The 16,327-nt window shown below is 31.4% G+C and carries 13 protein-coding genes; 2 read left to right on the top strand and 11 right to left on the bottom strand.

What is annotated here, in order from left to right:
- The first annotated feature begins 65 nt into the window (after positions 1 to 65).
- The gene (locus BQ5344_RS10670; RefSeq protein WP_071125293.1) at positions 66 to 2,018 is read left to right on the top strand and encodes a PTS fructose transporter subunit IIABC; all 1,953 of its coding nucleotides are present in this window, start codon (positions 66 to 68) and stop codon (positions 2,016 to 2,018) included.
- Between the two features lie 176 nt (positions 2,019 to 2,194).
- On the opposite strand, the gene BQ5344_RS10675 is transcribed toward BQ5344_RS10670, so the two are convergent.
- The 9 genes from BQ5344_RS10675 to BQ5344_RS10715 all read right to left on the bottom strand — a co-directional run bounded on the left by BQ5344_RS10675 (position 2,195) and on the right by BQ5344_RS10715 (position 12,288).
- Complete coding sequence (locus tag BQ5344_RS10675) at positions 2,195 to 3,529, bottom strand: hypothetical protein (RefSeq protein ID WP_071125294.1); 1,335 nt, start codon at positions 3,527 to 3,529, stop codon at positions 2,195 to 2,197.
- A gap of 383 nt (positions 3,530 to 3,912) precedes the next feature.
- Entirely contained in the window at positions 3,913 to 4,272 is a 360-nt protein-coding gene (locus BQ5344_RS10680) for a YbaN family protein (RefSeq protein ID WP_071125549.1), read from the bottom strand.
- 28 nt (positions 4,273 to 4,300) lie between these two features.
- A complete protein-coding gene (locus BQ5344_RS10685) occupies positions 4,301 to 4,816 on the bottom strand; it encodes a flavodoxin family protein (RefSeq protein WP_071125295.1) in 516 nt (171 codons plus the stop codon).
- Positions 4,761 to 6,113 carry a coproporphyrinogen-III oxidase family protein gene (locus BQ5344_RS10690; protein WP_235846153.1) on the bottom strand — a complete coding sequence of 451 codons (1,353 nt, stop codon included), beginning with the start codon at positions 6,111 to 6,113 and terminating at the stop codon, positions 4,761 to 4,763. Before BQ5344_RS10690 ends, BQ5344_RS10685 begins: the two co-directional genes overlap by 56 nt.
- Positions 6,114 to 6,131: 18 nt before the next feature.
- On the bottom strand, positions 6,132 to 6,911 hold the full coding sequence (locus tag BQ5344_RS10695) for a DUF2470 domain-containing protein (RefSeq protein ID WP_021770190.1): 780 nt from the start codon (positions 6,909 to 6,911) through the stop codon (positions 6,132 to 6,134).
- 45 nt (positions 6,912 to 6,956) lie between these two features.
- Positions 6,957 to 7,820, bottom strand: coding sequence for an ABC transporter substrate-binding protein (locus BQ5344_RS10700; RefSeq protein WP_021770189.1), 864 nt, complete (start codon positions 7,818 to 7,820; stop codon positions 6,957 to 6,959).
- 18 nt (positions 7,821 to 7,838) lie between these two features.
- Complete coding sequence (locus BQ5344_RS10705; protein ID WP_021770188.1) at positions 7,839 to 8,639, bottom strand: ABC transporter ATP-binding protein; 801 nt, start codon at positions 8,637 to 8,639, stop codon at positions 7,839 to 7,841.
- 1 nt (position 8,640) lies between these two features.
- On the bottom strand, positions 8,641 to 9,621 hold the full coding sequence (locus BQ5344_RS10710) for a FecCD family ABC transporter permease (protein WP_036071957.1): 981 nt from the start codon (positions 9,619 to 9,621) through the stop codon (positions 8,641 to 8,643).
- A gap of 675 nt (positions 9,622 to 10,296) precedes the next feature.
- Positions 10,297 to 12,288 (bottom strand): TonB-dependent receptor, encoded by a 1,992-nt coding sequence (locus BQ5344_RS10715; protein WP_021770185.1) that lies wholly within the window; start codon positions 12,286 to 12,288, stop codon positions 10,297 to 10,299.
- Positions 12,289 to 12,471: 183 nt separating this feature from the next.
- Between BQ5344_RS10715 and BQ5344_RS10720 the strand changes: the two genes are divergently transcribed.
- Positions 12,472 to 12,975 carry a flavin reductase gene (locus tag BQ5344_RS10720; protein WP_021770184.1) on the top strand — a complete coding sequence of 168 codons (504 nt, stop codon included), beginning with the start codon at positions 12,472 to 12,474 and terminating at the stop codon, positions 12,973 to 12,975.
- A gap of 184 nt (positions 12,976 to 13,159) precedes the next feature.
- On the opposite strand, the gene BQ5344_RS10725 is transcribed toward BQ5344_RS10720, so the two are convergent.
- Positions 13,160 to 14,758, bottom strand: coding sequence for a PAS domain-containing protein (locus BQ5344_RS10725; protein ID WP_021770183.1), 1,599 nt, complete (start codon positions 14,756 to 14,758; stop codon positions 13,160 to 13,162).
- Positions 14,759 to 15,138: 380 nt separating this feature from the next.
- Entirely contained in the window at positions 15,139 to 16,284 is a 1,146-nt protein-coding gene (locus tag BQ5344_RS10730; RefSeq protein WP_071125297.1) for a 5-methyltetrahydropteroyltriglutamate--homocysteine S-methyltransferase, read from the bottom strand.
- Positions 16,285 to 16,327: the final 43 nt, after the last annotated feature.

A 16,327-nucleotide genomic window follows, 5' to 3' on the forward strand; every position in this document is an offset into this window, starting at 1 on the left:
ATCGAATTTTAAAGTGGTTTTATTATGTTAAATGCAAAAATAAATTTAATAAGGATGGTATAAATATGAAAATATCAGATTTACTGATTAAAGATAGAATAAATCTGGATGTAAAATCTACAAATAAAGTAGACATTATAAAGGAACTTGCAACATTGCATGAAAAAACAGGTGTCTTAAATGACTATGACGGCTATGTGAAGGCATTGATGGCAAGAGAAGATCAAAGTTCAACTGGAATTGGGGAAGGAATCGCGATTCCGCATGCGAAAACAGAATTTGTAAAAGAACCTGCACTTGCTATGGGAAGAAAGCCAGAAGGAATCGACTATGATTCATTGGACGGGGAGCCTGCGACACTGTTCTTCATGATTGCAGCTCCAGATGGTGCGAATAACACTCATATTGAAACACTTGCAAGATTATCACAATTATTATTAGATGATGATTTTAAAGCGGCACTAGAAAATGCAAAAACTGCTGACGAAGTATTGGATATTATTAACAAGGCTGAAGCAGAAAAATTTGCAGAGGAAGAAAAGAAAGAAGCAGCACCTGCACAGACTTCATCAGATGAAAACGCTCCTTACATAATCGCGGCAACAGCCTGTCCAACAGGAATTGCCCACACTTATATGGCGGCAGAAGCACTTAAAAAAGCAGCTGATGAAATGGGAGTAAACATAAAAGTTGAAACAAATGGTGCTGACGGTAGAAAAAATGTCTTAACTGATGAAGATATTCAAAAAGCGACTGGTGTAATTTTAGCGATTAACAGAAATATTGAAGTTAACAGATTTGACGGTAAACCATTAATTCAAGTGGAGGCAAAGGAAGGTATTAACAACGCAAAAGCATTAATTCAGCAAGTTTTAGATGGAAAAGCCCCTATTTTCCATGCAAGCGGTTCTTCTACAGCTTCTTCTGAAGAATCTTCGTCTGAGAAAAAAGGACTTTACAAACACTTATTAAGCGGAGTTTCTTATATGCTTCCATTAGTAATAAGTGGAGGAATATTGATTGCATTGGCATTCTTGGTTGATACTTTGGCAGGAAAAGGAAATGCAGAAAGTCTTGCTAAATCTGTAAATACTGATGACCCTAGACAGATTTACGGTTCAATTACAACATTAGCATATATACTGAAAGTTCAAATTGGAGGCGTTGCATTTGATTTATTTATACCTGTTCTAGGAGGATATATAGCATACAGCATAAGTGAAAGAGCAGGGCTTACAGCAGGATTAGTTGCAGGAGCAATGGCAAAAGCTGGAGGTTCAGGTTTCTTAGGAGCGTTAGCTGGAGGTTTCTTAGCTGGTTATGTAGTTAAATTTTTAGTAAAAGCATTAGCAAACTTGCCAAAATCATTAAATGGATTAAAAATGATCTTGTTTTATCCTGTTTTATCTGTTTTAATGACAGGTTTAGGTATGGTTTTAGTATTAAATCCGATAGTTTCAATAATAAATACAGGATTAAATAACTGGCTTACTTCAATGAGTGGAGCAAGTGCAGCATTGCTAGGATTGATTTTAGGTGGAATGATGGCAATAGATATGGGAGGGCCTGTAAATAAAGCAGCTTATGTATTTGGTGTAGGTTCTCTGGCAGCAACATTGTCTTCTGGAGGAAGTATTCCAATGGCAGCAGTTATGGCTGGAGGAATGGTGCCACCTATCGCAATTGCATTAGCATCGACATTATTTAAAAATAAATTTACTGAGCAGGAAAGAGAAGCTGGACTGTCAAATTATGTAATGGGATTATCATTTATTACAGAAGGTGCGATTCCTTATGCGGCGGCAGATCCGAAAACAATTATTCCAGCAAGTGTTGTAGGTTCAGCAATTGCAGGAGGATTAACAGGTTTATTCAACATAAAAATACCTGCCCCACATGGTGGAATTTTAGTAATGGTATTAAGCAATAACTTCTTATTGTACTTAGTAGCAGTTATTATTGGAAGTATCGTTTCAGCTCTTATATTAGGAGCATTAAAGCCTGTTATAAAAGACTAGAATTTAAATATATTTTATAGCAAATAAATAACAAAAAACCGTCTTATTTGATTAATTCATTTAAAACGGTTTTTCTATTTTAAGTAATAATAATTTTAAAACTAATCTTAATACCAAATGTTCCGACGGATTAGTTTATGGTAGACTCTGTTTAAAAAGTAAAAATTATATTTTAATTATTTGAAAATATTAGATTTTCTTTTTTTCTCATTTTCAAATAACATCTTTATCGTATTCGTATTTTCCTCTTCATAATTTATTTCCAGAACTTCCTTAATTTCATTTCCAAAATAAATCATTTTTGCCTTATTCATTATTGCCTTTGTCAGTTCAAAAATATTATTCTGTGTCAAAATCTTCTCTGATACCTCAAAACTTTCCAGACTGTTTAAGTGTGAATCAAATGCCATTTCAATCATTGCTCGTGCATATCCTAAATCTGCAGAGCTTTTTAAATATTTAAAATAGTTATTCTGTAAATTTGTTTCTGTTTCAGAAAATTTTTGACTTTGCAGTTTTGAAAGTTTATAGAAAGATTTATAATTGTCATTTTTTGAAGATATTTCGTACCATTTTATCGCATCGTAAAGATTGTTTTCGTGTTCACTGTACTTTCCAAGCTGATAAGATGTTTCTGATCGTATTTGTTTCAGAAAATTATTTTTAAAAATCCTTTTTAGTTTTTCATATTTATCAAATTCTGCAAATTTTCCATAATATTTAGCCAGTTCTACATTCCCATATTCACTATATTCAATTGATTTTTTATAAAATTTTTCTGCTTTTTCTATTTCCCCTAATTTCTCAAGATTTTTAGCGTTTTCCACAAACTTTATATATTCCCTGCTCTTTTCATCTCCAAGCATACATTCAACATTGTATAAAATTTCTTTTGTTAAATACAAAATTTGGCTTTCATTCAGCAGTTTATTCTGAATTTCCTTTATTTTTTCAGCATCATTTCTCCAAAAATAATATTTGGCAAATTCATACAGATTTTTAGCACTCTCGCCGTATTGCAGCAAATAATAAAAATATCCATCTATTGCCCAGAAATTCTGTTCTCTAATGGCAAAATAAAATAGCTTCATAACAGACTCCTCAGAAAAATTAAAACTGGTAACATACCAGTTTCTAGCCAAGTTTATATTTCCGCTCTTTTCCTCTAACAGACCTAGATAATATCCAGCCTTTACAATCCCATTTTCAAAAGCAATATACAAATTGCTCTCTGCCTTGCTCAAATCCCTCTCACAAAAATAATAATACTTCCCAAGCTCATAATACCCCATCCGATGAAGCCCCTTCATCTCTTCCAAAACACTTCTCGCCCTTTTAAATTCTCCCTTTTTTATAAAATCATTAACTTTTTTAACATTCTGATTGTACTCAAATACATTCTCCTCTTCATTTACCACACTTTTGGTCTTTTTTTCCAATTCCTCCAAAGTCCGAATATTCACAAAAATATTTCCAAGTCTTTGATTTATCCCCTTTAAATAATTTTTCATTTCTTTATTTTCCTCATTTTTTATTTACTAATTTTTTTGTTATTATATCATATTTTAAAAAAATTTATTCATTAAATATTCAAGTAAATAGTCTTTATTTGCAAGTTTTATTTTAAGTTTTTTTAGTTAATTGTTTTTTCTTAAATCTTACTTTTTTCAATTTATTTTAAGTGAAGGAAATAAGTGGCTTTCCCTTGCATCTCCTTACTTCCTGAATTTCAATTTTAGTTTAGTTGGTTTAATTAAAACAAAAATAAAGTAAAATTTCGTCAAGCAGGGTTCTAAGTCCATGGCGTCTGATACTCTTACATTAAAAGAAATTAGAAAATATAAAACAAAAAATATTCATTAATCAAAAAATTTAAAATAAAACCTAGAAAAAATTATTTCATTGTTTTTATTTTAAAAATAAAATAGTAATATTTAAAAACTTCCAGCAAAACAAATGTACCTCTTACATAAGGATTATTAAATTTAATTATTGGAAATAGCATCATTCCGCTTGAAAAAAGTAATATTCCTATTTTGGCCTTTAAACTCATACTTCTGTTTTTTTGAAAGTCTTCCAGATGGTTTTTATACAGCTTTGTTGATTTGAACCATCTGTCAAATCGCCTTGAGCCTTTTGCAAAGCAGAAGCTAGCTAACAATAAAAATGGCACTGTAGGCAATCCTGGCAAAAAAGCTCCTATAAATCCTAATCCTGTTGCAATTAATCCTATAATTATATATATTATTTTCATAATTTGTCCCCTTTTTTTATTCTTAATTCTACAATCCTTCAAATATTCTCTTAGCATTTTCAATATCCTTTTCGTCTGGATGTTTTGCCGCTTCTGCCCATCTGGCTTCTCTTTCTGGAGTAACTGCAAAAGGCCCTGCTATACCTTGTTTTGTCATTTCTCGAAATTTATTTATTAAATTGGGATCAATCGCCCCTTGACATACAAATATTTTTTCTACAATGTTTCCATTTTTTTCCAGCAATTCTCTAACCTTTTGTACGCATTTTTTGGCTCTGTCTGTTTCGGGATTTCCGCCCATTGTTAGAAAAAGTCCAAGTTTTTTATTTTTTAGATTAGTCAAAAACTCTTTGGATTTTTCATCAATCTCGCCTTTGTCAATCCAGCCACCAATAATAATTTTCTCAAATTCATTCATATTTACAGTGTTTATTTCGTTTACATCCACTATTTTTTTATCTGAATCCTTTAAGGCTGAAAAAATGGCATCAGCTATTTTTCTTGTGTTTCCTGTTGATGTGGAAAAGACTACTAGACTTGACATCCTTTGCACCTCCTAAACATTTTTTTAATATTGTTGCACTTATGTTGTTTCCCCAGAAAATTCCTTCTGGCATGAGCTCTGTGTGAGTTTCATGAATTTTCAAGTATCCTTTTTTTTCAAAATTTTCAAAAATCTTATAAATTTCATTAAACATTTCATCGGAAACATATTCTTTTAATTTGTCAAAATAAACTTTCGGATACTGTAAAAGTCCACTTATTCGTTTCATCTTCATTTCATTTTCATCTGAAGAAATCGCATAAAATGCCTTGTCCTGACTTAATCTAAAAATTTCAAAATTATCAATTTTCCCGCCTGCACCTACTCCAATCGGCAGAATATCCTTCCCTTGATGTGTATTTCTTATATATCTATACTCATCCCTTCCTTTTCTGACAATTTTTGTATGCTCCATCACTTCATATTCTCCGCTTTCAAGCATGCTTTTAAGAAAAGCGTCATGCAGTTCAAAGTCTTTTTCCAGTTCATAATTCAGCTCCAGCGTGTTATTTCGTATATCCTTAGACATTTGAGAGCCTTCGTAAATCATAAGCGAATAAAAACTTGTGCTGTCAATTTTGAGCTCCTTCACGATTCTCGCATCTTCCAGCACTTCCTCAACTGTTTCATCGGGATAATTGTAAATTATATCAGTACAAACCATTCCACTAAAACTCTCTTTAAGATTTCTCAATCTTTTTACCGTTTCCTCCTTTGAAAAAGTCCTGTTCAGAATATTCCTTCCTCTATCAGAAAAAGTTTGAATTCCAACACTTAGCCGATTTACTCCGCCTTTTTCCAGAATTTTTATTTTCTTTGGATTCAAGTTATGCAATGTTGTTTCAAATGTAAATTCACAGTCGTCTGTTAACGTAAAGTTATCATTTATAGCCTTTAAAATTCGTTCCAGCTGATGTTCCTTATAAATAGTCGGCGTTCCACCGCCAAAGAAAATTACATTTATTTTTTTGCTTTTCATATAAGGTGTTTTTCCGTATTTTTCAAATTCTGAAACAAGAAAATTTGTGTAATCTTCCAAATCATTATCAATCTGCTTTCGGTTCAAATTGCAAAATGAACAGATTTTATCGCAGTATGGAGTATGGACATAAATTGTTCCAAGTTCATTTTCCGCAGGTTTCTGCATTCTTTCCAGCAGTTCTGCTTCTGTTCCAAATTTCTTATTTTTCCTGAAATAATCCGATACAATTCCCGCCGAATCATTATGTGACTTAAATCTTTTTGGGAAAATTCCCTGTTCCTCCAAATTTGGCTCTGAAATTTTACCTTTTTGCATTTCCTTAGGCATTTCTTTTCAGTTGTTTTCAGACGCTCCCAACATAACTTCCACAACTCTTCTATCCTTTGTAATGTCAAAAGCCTGTCTAGGTCCTTTCACATATCTTCCGCTTACCAATTTTGCCCTTACCAAGTGAAAAACTGGCACATTTCTAGTCATTTGTATTGAAAAGTCATTTTTCTGAAATTTGTCCAAAATTTCGTTATAGTAATCATTTTTTTCTAAAAACTGAATTTCTACATTGTATGTAACTCTTTGTCTCATTGATGGAACCATTGCCTGTCCTTCATCCTGAATAAACAGCAAACTTGCTTTCCCATTTTTCTTAAAATTTTCAAAATAGACTTCTGTTTGATTAATATACATATAACTGTCCCCATGATACTTAAAAAATGGTGCATAACTTGCATTCGGCTCTCCTTCTTCTGATACAGTTCCAATTATAACCGATTTAAAGTTTCCAATAAAATCACTTATTTCCATTTTCATTTTTTCCTCTTCCTGGTGCCCCTTGTCCTTGTAATGTTCGGGTCCAGGCACATTCAAAGCTTTTCTCGCAATTTTTGCCATCTTTATCATTTCCAGATGGATTCCTTTAAAATCAATTTTTTTCGTAAATTTAATCCGAACTCTCTCATTGCCGTTCACAAGCAAAGTCATCCCCTCTTCATTCACATCAATCAACTTTGCTTCCTTCACATCTTCTCTCTTGCAAAAATGCCTTACATACAAAGGCAAAACATCCCCATGATCATTGTTCATGTGATCCAAAATTCTTTCTATGCTTATATCCATTTTTTCACTCCTTCTATTTTGATTTAACAAATTTTCCTCAAAGTATTACTTTGTAACTGCTTTTGCAATTTCTTCAATCTGATCAATAGTTCTTGGCGAACCTCTTAAAATTTGTGATGAATTTACAACAATAAATTTGCTGTTTTTTATTGCATTCACATTTTTTAACTGTGGATTTGTAGCCACAATTTGAGATGGATTTGGTAATAATGTAATTATCATGTCTGGATTTTCCTTTATTATAAATTCAGGCGTTACAATTGGATTTCTCCCCTTCTGATTTTCTGCGATATTCTTAATATTCAACAATTTCATTATATCATTTGGTAAATTATCGTTTCCAAATACCATAAGCGGTGAAGCTGACATAACAAACAGCCCTTTTTTATTGATCGTTGCCATCTTTTTAATTTCTTCCAGCTTTACTCTTTTTTCAGCAATTATTTTATTTGCTTCATTTTCTTTCCCCAGCATTTTTGCTACTTCCATAAAATTGGTAAATATTTCTTCTATCGAATTTGCCTGAATTCTTTTTGCTTCAATGTTATTTGATTTAAGCCCATTATTAAGGTTGTCATCTGTAAGAGCTGACGTTATAACCAAATCAGGCTTTAAGGTAATTATTCTTTCAAGCGACGGCTTTATAAAAGTTCCCACACTCTCAAGTTTTGCGACCTTTTCTTCAGGCCATACCTTTGAACGCTCCAAATTAGCAACTCCCACGATTTTATCTTCTGCTCCAAGCATATAAATCATTTCAACAGTCGCAGGATCCAGCACAACAATCCTATTATATTTTTTATTTTCCCCCTTTTTAGCATTTTCATCATTTTTCTTTGCACAAGAAATTATAAACATTGAAATAATCAGCAATGCCAAATAAAAAGAATTTCTTATTATTTTTTTCATTTTTCCAATCCTTTCCTATTAAATTTTTTTAGGTATTACATACAAAAATCCGCTATTTTCCACAATTTCACATTCAAATCCATAAATTTCAGAAAAAATCTCCTTTTTGTAAAGCTCCTTTGGACTCCCTGAATATGCAATTTTTCCATCTTTTAAAAACATCACATTATCACAATACATTGAAGCCAGATTCAAATCATGTAAAACCATAACAGCTGTAATCTTTTTCTCCTTCACAAAATCCGATGTAAGCTTCATAATTTCAAGAGCATAATTCATATCCAATGCAGAAGTCGGCTCATCCAGTAAAATAATCCTCGTTTCCTGCACCAATGCCCTTGCCAGCAGAACACGCTGAAATTCTCCACCCGAAAGTGAAAAAATCGATCTGTCCCTAAATTTTTCAAGTCGCAACTTTTCCAAAATCTCATTTACCTTCCGCTCATCTTCCTTATCAAAACCAATCCACTTATTCTTAATATGTGGCGTACGTCCCATATAAATCATTTCGATTACACTTATCGGCATATTCAAAGCCGACTTTTGAGGAACAAAACTTATTATTTTTGCCATTTCCTTAGAACTATACAAACTGATATTTTTATCAGAAATCTCAATATTCCCAGTTTCTATCGGAAAATATTTCAAAATCATTTTCAAAAGTGTCGATTTCCCACTCCCATTTGCACCAAGAATCCCAACAAATTCACCTTTTTTTATATTTATATTTAATCCATCAATTATCTTTTTTTGGGAATTATCATAGCTAAAACTTACATTTTTTATCGAAATTTCTGAATTATTATTTCCACTACTCATCCTATCCACCTTTTTTCCTTCTTATCGCCAAATATAGAAAAAATGGTGCTCCAAAAAATGAAGTTACCACTCCTATCGGAATTTCTGTTGGTGCTAAAATTGTACGTCCAATCGTATCACAAATCAGCAAAAACAGTCCTCCACCCAATGTTGCTAAAGGAAGCAGCCTAGTATTACTTCCACTTTTTAGTATAAGCCTTACCGTATGCGGTGCAATAAGCCCAACAAATCCTATCATTCCAGTAAATGCCACAGAAAATCCGACAATCAGTGCCGAAACAATCAATAAATTTTTTTTCAGCCCATCAACGTTCACTCCAAGCGAATGTGCCTCTTCATCCCCACTCATCAGCAAATCCATCTCATATCTTTTTAAATAAAAATAAACGACAGAAACTACAAGCGGTATCATAAGAACTCCAATTTTCAACCAAGAAGCACTTCCCATATATCCCATCATCCACGTTACTATTCTAAAGGAATCCTGCCCAATCAGATACATACTGAACGACGTAAATGCCCCTAAAAAAGACGAAATCGCAATCCCAACAATTAAAAGTACAGCCACATCCGTCCTAGTCCTGCTTCTCGAAATCCTAAAAATTATCAACGCCACGATAACCGATACAATAAATCCACAAATTCCATACATAACATCAGGAAAATTAAGGACATACGCAATAACCGCTCCAAGCGTAGCACTAGCCGAAATACCAATTATATAAGGATCCGCCAACGGATTCTGAAAAACCGACTGCACAACCGCCCCTGAACTAGCCAGCAACATTCCTATCAGCACCGCCATAATAATTCTCGGCAACCTCACATTAAATATTATCGATTTTATAGATTCATCCCTCATTTTCCCGCCTAAAAAACTTCTAAATATATCTTTTGCCGAAATATTCACAGTTCCTATTTTCAAAGACAAAAATGCCACTATAATTATAAAAATTGTTATTCCAGAATACATTTTCCACATATTACTATCACGCTTTTTATATTTTACTTTTCTACTTTCAATTTCCATCTTTTATTCCTTATCTACATTTATTAATATTTTTTCTTAATTTACATTAATCTTTTTTTATTTAAGACTATTAATTCCATTTTTTTACAATCTTGCTTAAGGATTTTTTATTAAAATAACTGTTGTAATTAAACTAAAATCGTCGTGATTTTTTTGAAATGAAAACGACTAAACACATTTATGTGTTTCTTTCGCCAGAACCTTCATAGTAAATATATTTTATAGAGTTGTTCTAATCTTTATTTACAAAAGTGAGCATCAGCGAGTTTAGTTTTCATAGTAATTCAGGTTTATCCAAACAATAAATGTTTAGACTACTTTCCCAAATAAAATTTGGGAATATTTCAAAAAAATGCTTAGACAAGCTGGGATTAGTGCGTAGCACTTTCGCCAAAATCTTCAGATGTTATAATTTAAAGAAATTGAAATAACTAATATCGCGAAATAAAAGGAGATGGCGATTGATCCCCTTTACACATAAAAAAAGAAAAAATATAAAAATTATTGAAAAAATATTTATTAACAACTGTATCTTATAAAAATTAACAATTTTATTTATTTATAAAATACAGCCAAACAACTTTATAACGATTGCTTGACTGCCACTTTCCATATTTAAAATTATTTTTAGAAGTTGTAACTTACACCAACATAATATGTTCTTTCAGCTTCAGGAATGTAACTATTTCCGTTTTTATATTTATAGTATTTTTTGTCAAATACATTTTTAACTCCTGCTTGTACACCTAACCCTGTTCTATGAGCATAATTTACCCCTAAATCTGTTGTAGAATAACCTTTTATTTTTTCATAATTATCATCCACAGAGTTTGAGAAATAATTAAGGTCAGCTGTTAGGTTTAATCCTTTCAAGATTTCATAATTTGCTCCTAAAGTTGCTTTTGTTTTTGATACATAAGGAATTTTTTTATTTTTGTCTGTACCTTTGCTAATTTTAGCATCCACATAAGAAACTGATTCATTTACTCTAAATGATCCAAAATATTGTTCTGCAAACAACTCTACTCCTTTTCTTTCTGTTTCCTGCAAGTTTTTATATGTCCAACTTACTCCATGTCCCACCATATTTATAAGAATTTCATCATTTTTCTTAGTGTAAAATCCTGTCAGGCTCACAAACGATGGTCCAATCATATCTTTAATACCGATTTCATAAGTATCATATTTTTCAGATTTTAAATTATTTAATACATATCCATATCTTGATGATTTATCTACCATTTCTGTTGGACTTGGTGATCTGTAGCCTCTTTCATATTTTGCATAAATATTTCCTGTGTCAGAATATTTAAAGTTTAATCCTGCTTCGTAAGCACTGTTGTTCTTTTTAGATTTTATATCTATAATATTTATTCTATCATTTCTATAAATAGAATAATCTGCATGCTCGTATCTATAACCTAATATACCATCCAATTTGCTTGTGAATAAATGTCTATCTTGCAAAAATATTGAATGTGTATTTTTTTGTAAATTAATATCTGTATCTGATATTGTAGCTAATTTTCTACTTCCCATATACAAATCGTGAACAGCACTTCTACTTGAGTTATTTTTTATATATCCATATCCAAAAATTACTTCTCCTAAGTTATAGTTGTATTTTCCTTTTAAATCAATTCCATTTTTTTTGTCTTTAAAAAATCCATCTATTTTATAAGTTGTTCCTCTATCCATAGGTGCTTTTTGGTCATAGTTTCTAATTGTTTTTTGATTATATCCTAATAACGAGAAAGTCAAATTATCGGTAGGTTTGATTTCATAGTTTAAGCTATATTCTGTTCTATCTAAATCAGATTCTGTCAAAGTTGTTCCTGCCTGTTTTCTATCTTTATTTAATTGGGCTTTAGTTATGCCGTTAGATTCTTTTGATTCTTCCTTGTATCTTGTGGCTTTAAATCTTAATGTCTGATTATCACTTATATTATATGTAAATCCACCTCTTAGATTTTCGCCATCTCTTTTATCTCCACGTCTATACCCATTTCCATTAATATTTTCGTATTCTAAATCTAACAAGAAATTATCCGCAAATTTTATGCTTGTCCCAAATCCAAATTTATTTGTATCGAATGAACTGTTTTGATAATAAACTTTATTTTTTACAGCTTCTTCCTGTCCTTTTTTTGTAATGATGTTAATTACTCCACCAGCAGTTCCTCCGCCATAAAGCACAGTTCCTCCACCGTTAATAATTTCTATTTTCTGAATATCTTCCACTGAAACCGAATTTAGAGGTAGAATCGCATGTGACATATCAAGTATGTTTAAAGGCGAACCATCCACAAGAACTTTTACATTTTTAGCAGCTCCTTGAACTCCTTGCCCTCTTACATCCACAATATATCCAAACTCATTATTAACAAAATTTATACCTGGTGTACGTTTCAATATCTCTTCTATAGTGTTATACCCTTTATCGTGTATATCTTGAGCCGTTACAATTGTAGTATTCTTAATTTGATTGCTCTGCACATCATCAAATCCCGTGACTGTTACTACCGATTCTTCCAATTTTACATTAAATGTGTCATTATCATCTCCAAATGCCATCATTCCAACTACAATAAGACTTAAAATTGCTAATTTTTTTAACATGTTTTCCTCCTCATTCCTGTGTATTAAATTCTTTAATTTTAGTTAATTTTTTCTCCAAAAATACTTTGATTATAAAAATATTTTACTACAAAATATTATTTGTGTCAATATTTACTTTTTAAAAAAATATGTTATAATAAAAATACCTTAAAAATCTATAAAAAAATTACGGAGGTGTTAGAAATGGGATTTCACGAAATAAAAATTCAGGATTTTAATTTAAATCCATTCACAAGTACAGGTAAAGACTGGAGTCTTGTCACGGCGGGAGATGAGAATGGGATAAATACAATGACTGTCACGTGGGGAATGATGGGCTATCTTTGGCGAGGTCCTGTTATTTCAGTTTATATAAGACCTACAAGATATACTAAAAAATTTGTAGACGAGCAAAATTGTTTTTCTTTAAGTTTTTTTAATGGTTATAAAAAGGAACTTCACGTACTTGGACTCAAATCAGGAAGAGATGTAGACAAAATTGCAGAAGTTGGATTTAATCCAATATTCTTAGATGGTGTTCCTGCATTTGAAGAAGCAAAATTAGTTATTGTAGCTGAAAAATTATATATAGATGATATAAAACCTGAAAACTTCATAGATAAGAGCATACCTGAAAAACTATACACAAAGGAAGATCCTCATATAGTTTATACAGGAAGAGTAAAGAAAATATACGTAAAAGACTGATTTTTATTATCTGCATAAATAATTACAATTAAAGGGAAACTCTTAAATTGAGTCCCTTTTTTATTAAAAGAAATTTCTTAGAAATGTTGTGAGATAATACATATGTTGAAAGAAATCAAAAAAGTATCCGAATGATATTGTCAAACAGATACTTTTTTCTATCTATCTTTAATAAATTTTAAAATTATTTATTCTCTTCCTCATCAATTTTAGCCTCAATCATCATAATCAAATAATCAAGTTCCAATTCCCCACGCATTGCAATCATTTGAAGAGTCGCTATTTTAGACATCATCATATACTGAATAGGATCTAAAAGTTTTTTGTATTCTGGAGAAATTAATGGCATATATTCCCTGATATAAGGATATTTTTTAACAATATCTCCTATTACAGTTTTTCCAGTCAAATTATACTTGCTTGTAAATACTTCTCCTGTTTCTTCTTTTTTCTCATCTTTGCCTTTATTTTCCCATGTTACAAGTCTTCTTTCCCCTGTTAGACTTCTAATTTTCGTAACATCCTGCATCATTTCTAGAACACCTTTAAAGACACCGTTTTCATCTCTTACAGCAACATAATAGATGTAAATAAATTTACCACGCATTTCCAGCCAGAAGTCAATCTCATCCTGTTCCCCTTTTCTAAAAGCGTCTATTATTTCAAGTACGGAACTGACGCTTTCTCTTGGATGGCAGTTTTTAACATCACGCCCAATAACTCCTGCACTTCTTGGGAAAACCCTATGTTTAGTATCCGTATAGAATTTCACAATTTCATTTTCATCCACAAAAGACAAGTCCACAGGCATATGCTGAAAAATAAGATTAATCTGTTCAAGCGTTAATTTCCCCTGCTTCACATCAAAAACTTCATTTTCACTATTTTGGCTTCCCATATTATATTTTGCCATAAGACTTGCAAGGTCATTCATAAAATTTCCAGCATTTTGATTATTCTGAACATCAGTTTCTGATTTTACAGTTTCCTCTTTTATAGACTGATTACTATTGTTATCTTGTTTTTCTATGTTTTCAGGATAAAATCCAGTTGGTTTATCAATCAGGAAATATCCAATTTCATCATCTCCTGCACGCATTTGCTTAAATTCTTCTTCACTAATCATTTTCATCGAAGTTGGAAAAAGCACTTCTTCTTCCTTATGCATAATATCAAGCGTCAATTCCCATACATTTTCCTGTTTTTCCAAAAATTCTTCAATTTTGTCATTTTCAAGTAATTTATATGCTTCACTTATGCTATCTCTCACGTTATTATCAAAGCTCCACATTATTCTTGATGGACGATCAAACCCTTTTTTCTCTAATATTGAAAATAATTGATGCTGTTTTCTTGCAAGATGGGTAGGATTAAATTGAGATAATTTTTCATAAAGTTCAAGCCATCTGTTCTTTATAAACTTTTTCCCAAACTCTTCTTTCATTTCCGCAATCAGCTTTCTAGCCGCTTCATTTTCCAAAATATACGTATTTATTGGATGCCCCTCAGGCAAGTTAAATTCATCCTTCACAATAATATCCTCAAAAAGTCCCAAAACATCATTCATCTTGTCATGAACCGTATTGTCATCAAAGCCAAGTTCTTTAATTTTTTGCTCTGAATAAGCAAATTCGCTTGCAGTCATTTTGTCAAAATTCTCTTTTATTAATTTTTTAGTAGTCTCAAAATCAGTCTTCCCTTCAATATAATCTTTTTTTATTTGAGTCATTTTCTCAATTTTCTCAAGATCTAATTTTAGATAATTTTTCATATCCTGTGCCATAATAACCACCTTCTATTTTTTATAATCTTTTTTCAGCCAAATAAAACTTCTTTGTTAAAATTTTAAAACCAAATTTTATATTAATATGCACTAATAACATTTTATGCCAAATTTTTAAATTATAGCTATTTTTCTCAATTCTTAGAAATATTTAATTTTGTTAATTTATACTCAAACCTATTTAAAATTAAACTACTAAAATTATATAGATTTAGGGTTTGAGTAAAATAGTCATAGCCTTTTGAGTTTAGTTTTAAAGCAGTTTTACTATAACATAAAAAAGTTCAATTATATTTTGATTCTCAAACCTATTTTAACATATTTTCATAAAAAAAAGTGTGATAAACAACACACTTTTAGAAATATAAATCAAATTATTATTAATTTTCTCCCCATACTTCATCTGAAATTTCCTTAATAAATCTAAGTTTTGCCCATTGCTCTTCTTCTGTAAGCCTATTTCCTTCCTCTGTTGAAGCAAATCCACACTGTGGACTCAAATAAAGCCTGTCGAGTGGCACATATTTTGAAGCCTCTTTTATACGTGCAATTACACTTTCCTTTTCCTCCAATGTTGGATTTTTAGAAGTTATTAATCCCAAAACAACTTTTTTATCTCCAGAAACTTTTGCAAGCGATTCAAAAGTACCTGCTCTTTCTGTATCAAATTCCAAATAATAGGCATTTACATCTTCTTTCCCAAAAAGCTCATCTGCAATTTTATCGTATCCGCCTTTCCCAAACCAGGTAGAAGCATAATTTCCACGGCAAACATGCGTATTAATTACCAAATTTTCTGGATTATTTTGAAATACCCTGTTATTTATATTTAGAAATTTTTCTGCAAATTCTTGCCTGATAATTTCTTTATCCCTATCACTTTTTTCAATAAATGAAGCAATAAAGTCATCGTCTACAAGACAACCCCAAGTACAGTCATCAATTTGCAAAGTTCTAAGTCCTTCGTTATACAAGTCATTTATAACAGTTTTGTAGGCACTGACAATATCGTCTTCCAATCCTATAAAATCAGGATAAACTTTAAGAAGTGCGGCCACATGCTTATCTTCCCTTACTAATTCTGCATAAAATTGTGCTGGAGCAGGTATCGTAAATCTAGCTTCCACACCTTTTTTATCTTTTACTAAATCTCGCAAAAATGTATAATGTTTCACAAACGGATGATTTTCCCCACCAATTTTTCCAGTAACAATCGCAGTATCATCACGAGTAACAACACCATTAAATTCATAACCTTTATCAGCATGCACATGCCCAATTCCATTGAATCCCCAGAAAAAGTCCAAATGCCAGTAACTTCGTCTAAATTCCCCATCTGTAACACTTGTATATCCTAATTCAATTTGCTTATCCACAATTTTTCTAATTTCTTCATCCTCAACTTTTTCCAATTCTTTCTTGTCAATTTTTCCCTTTTCAAAATCATTTCTAGCTTTCTTCAGTTTCTCAGTTCTCAAAAAACTTCCTACAGTATCGTGTCTATGAGGTGCATTTATTGTACACATATTATCAACTCCCTTATTTGTTATTATTTTATGAAGTTATTAT

The sequence above is a fragment of the Leptotrichia massiliensis genome (assembly GCF_900104625.1).
GTDB lineage: Bacteria > Fusobacteriota > Fusobacteriia > Fusobacteriales > Leptotrichiaceae > Leptotrichia > Leptotrichia massiliensis.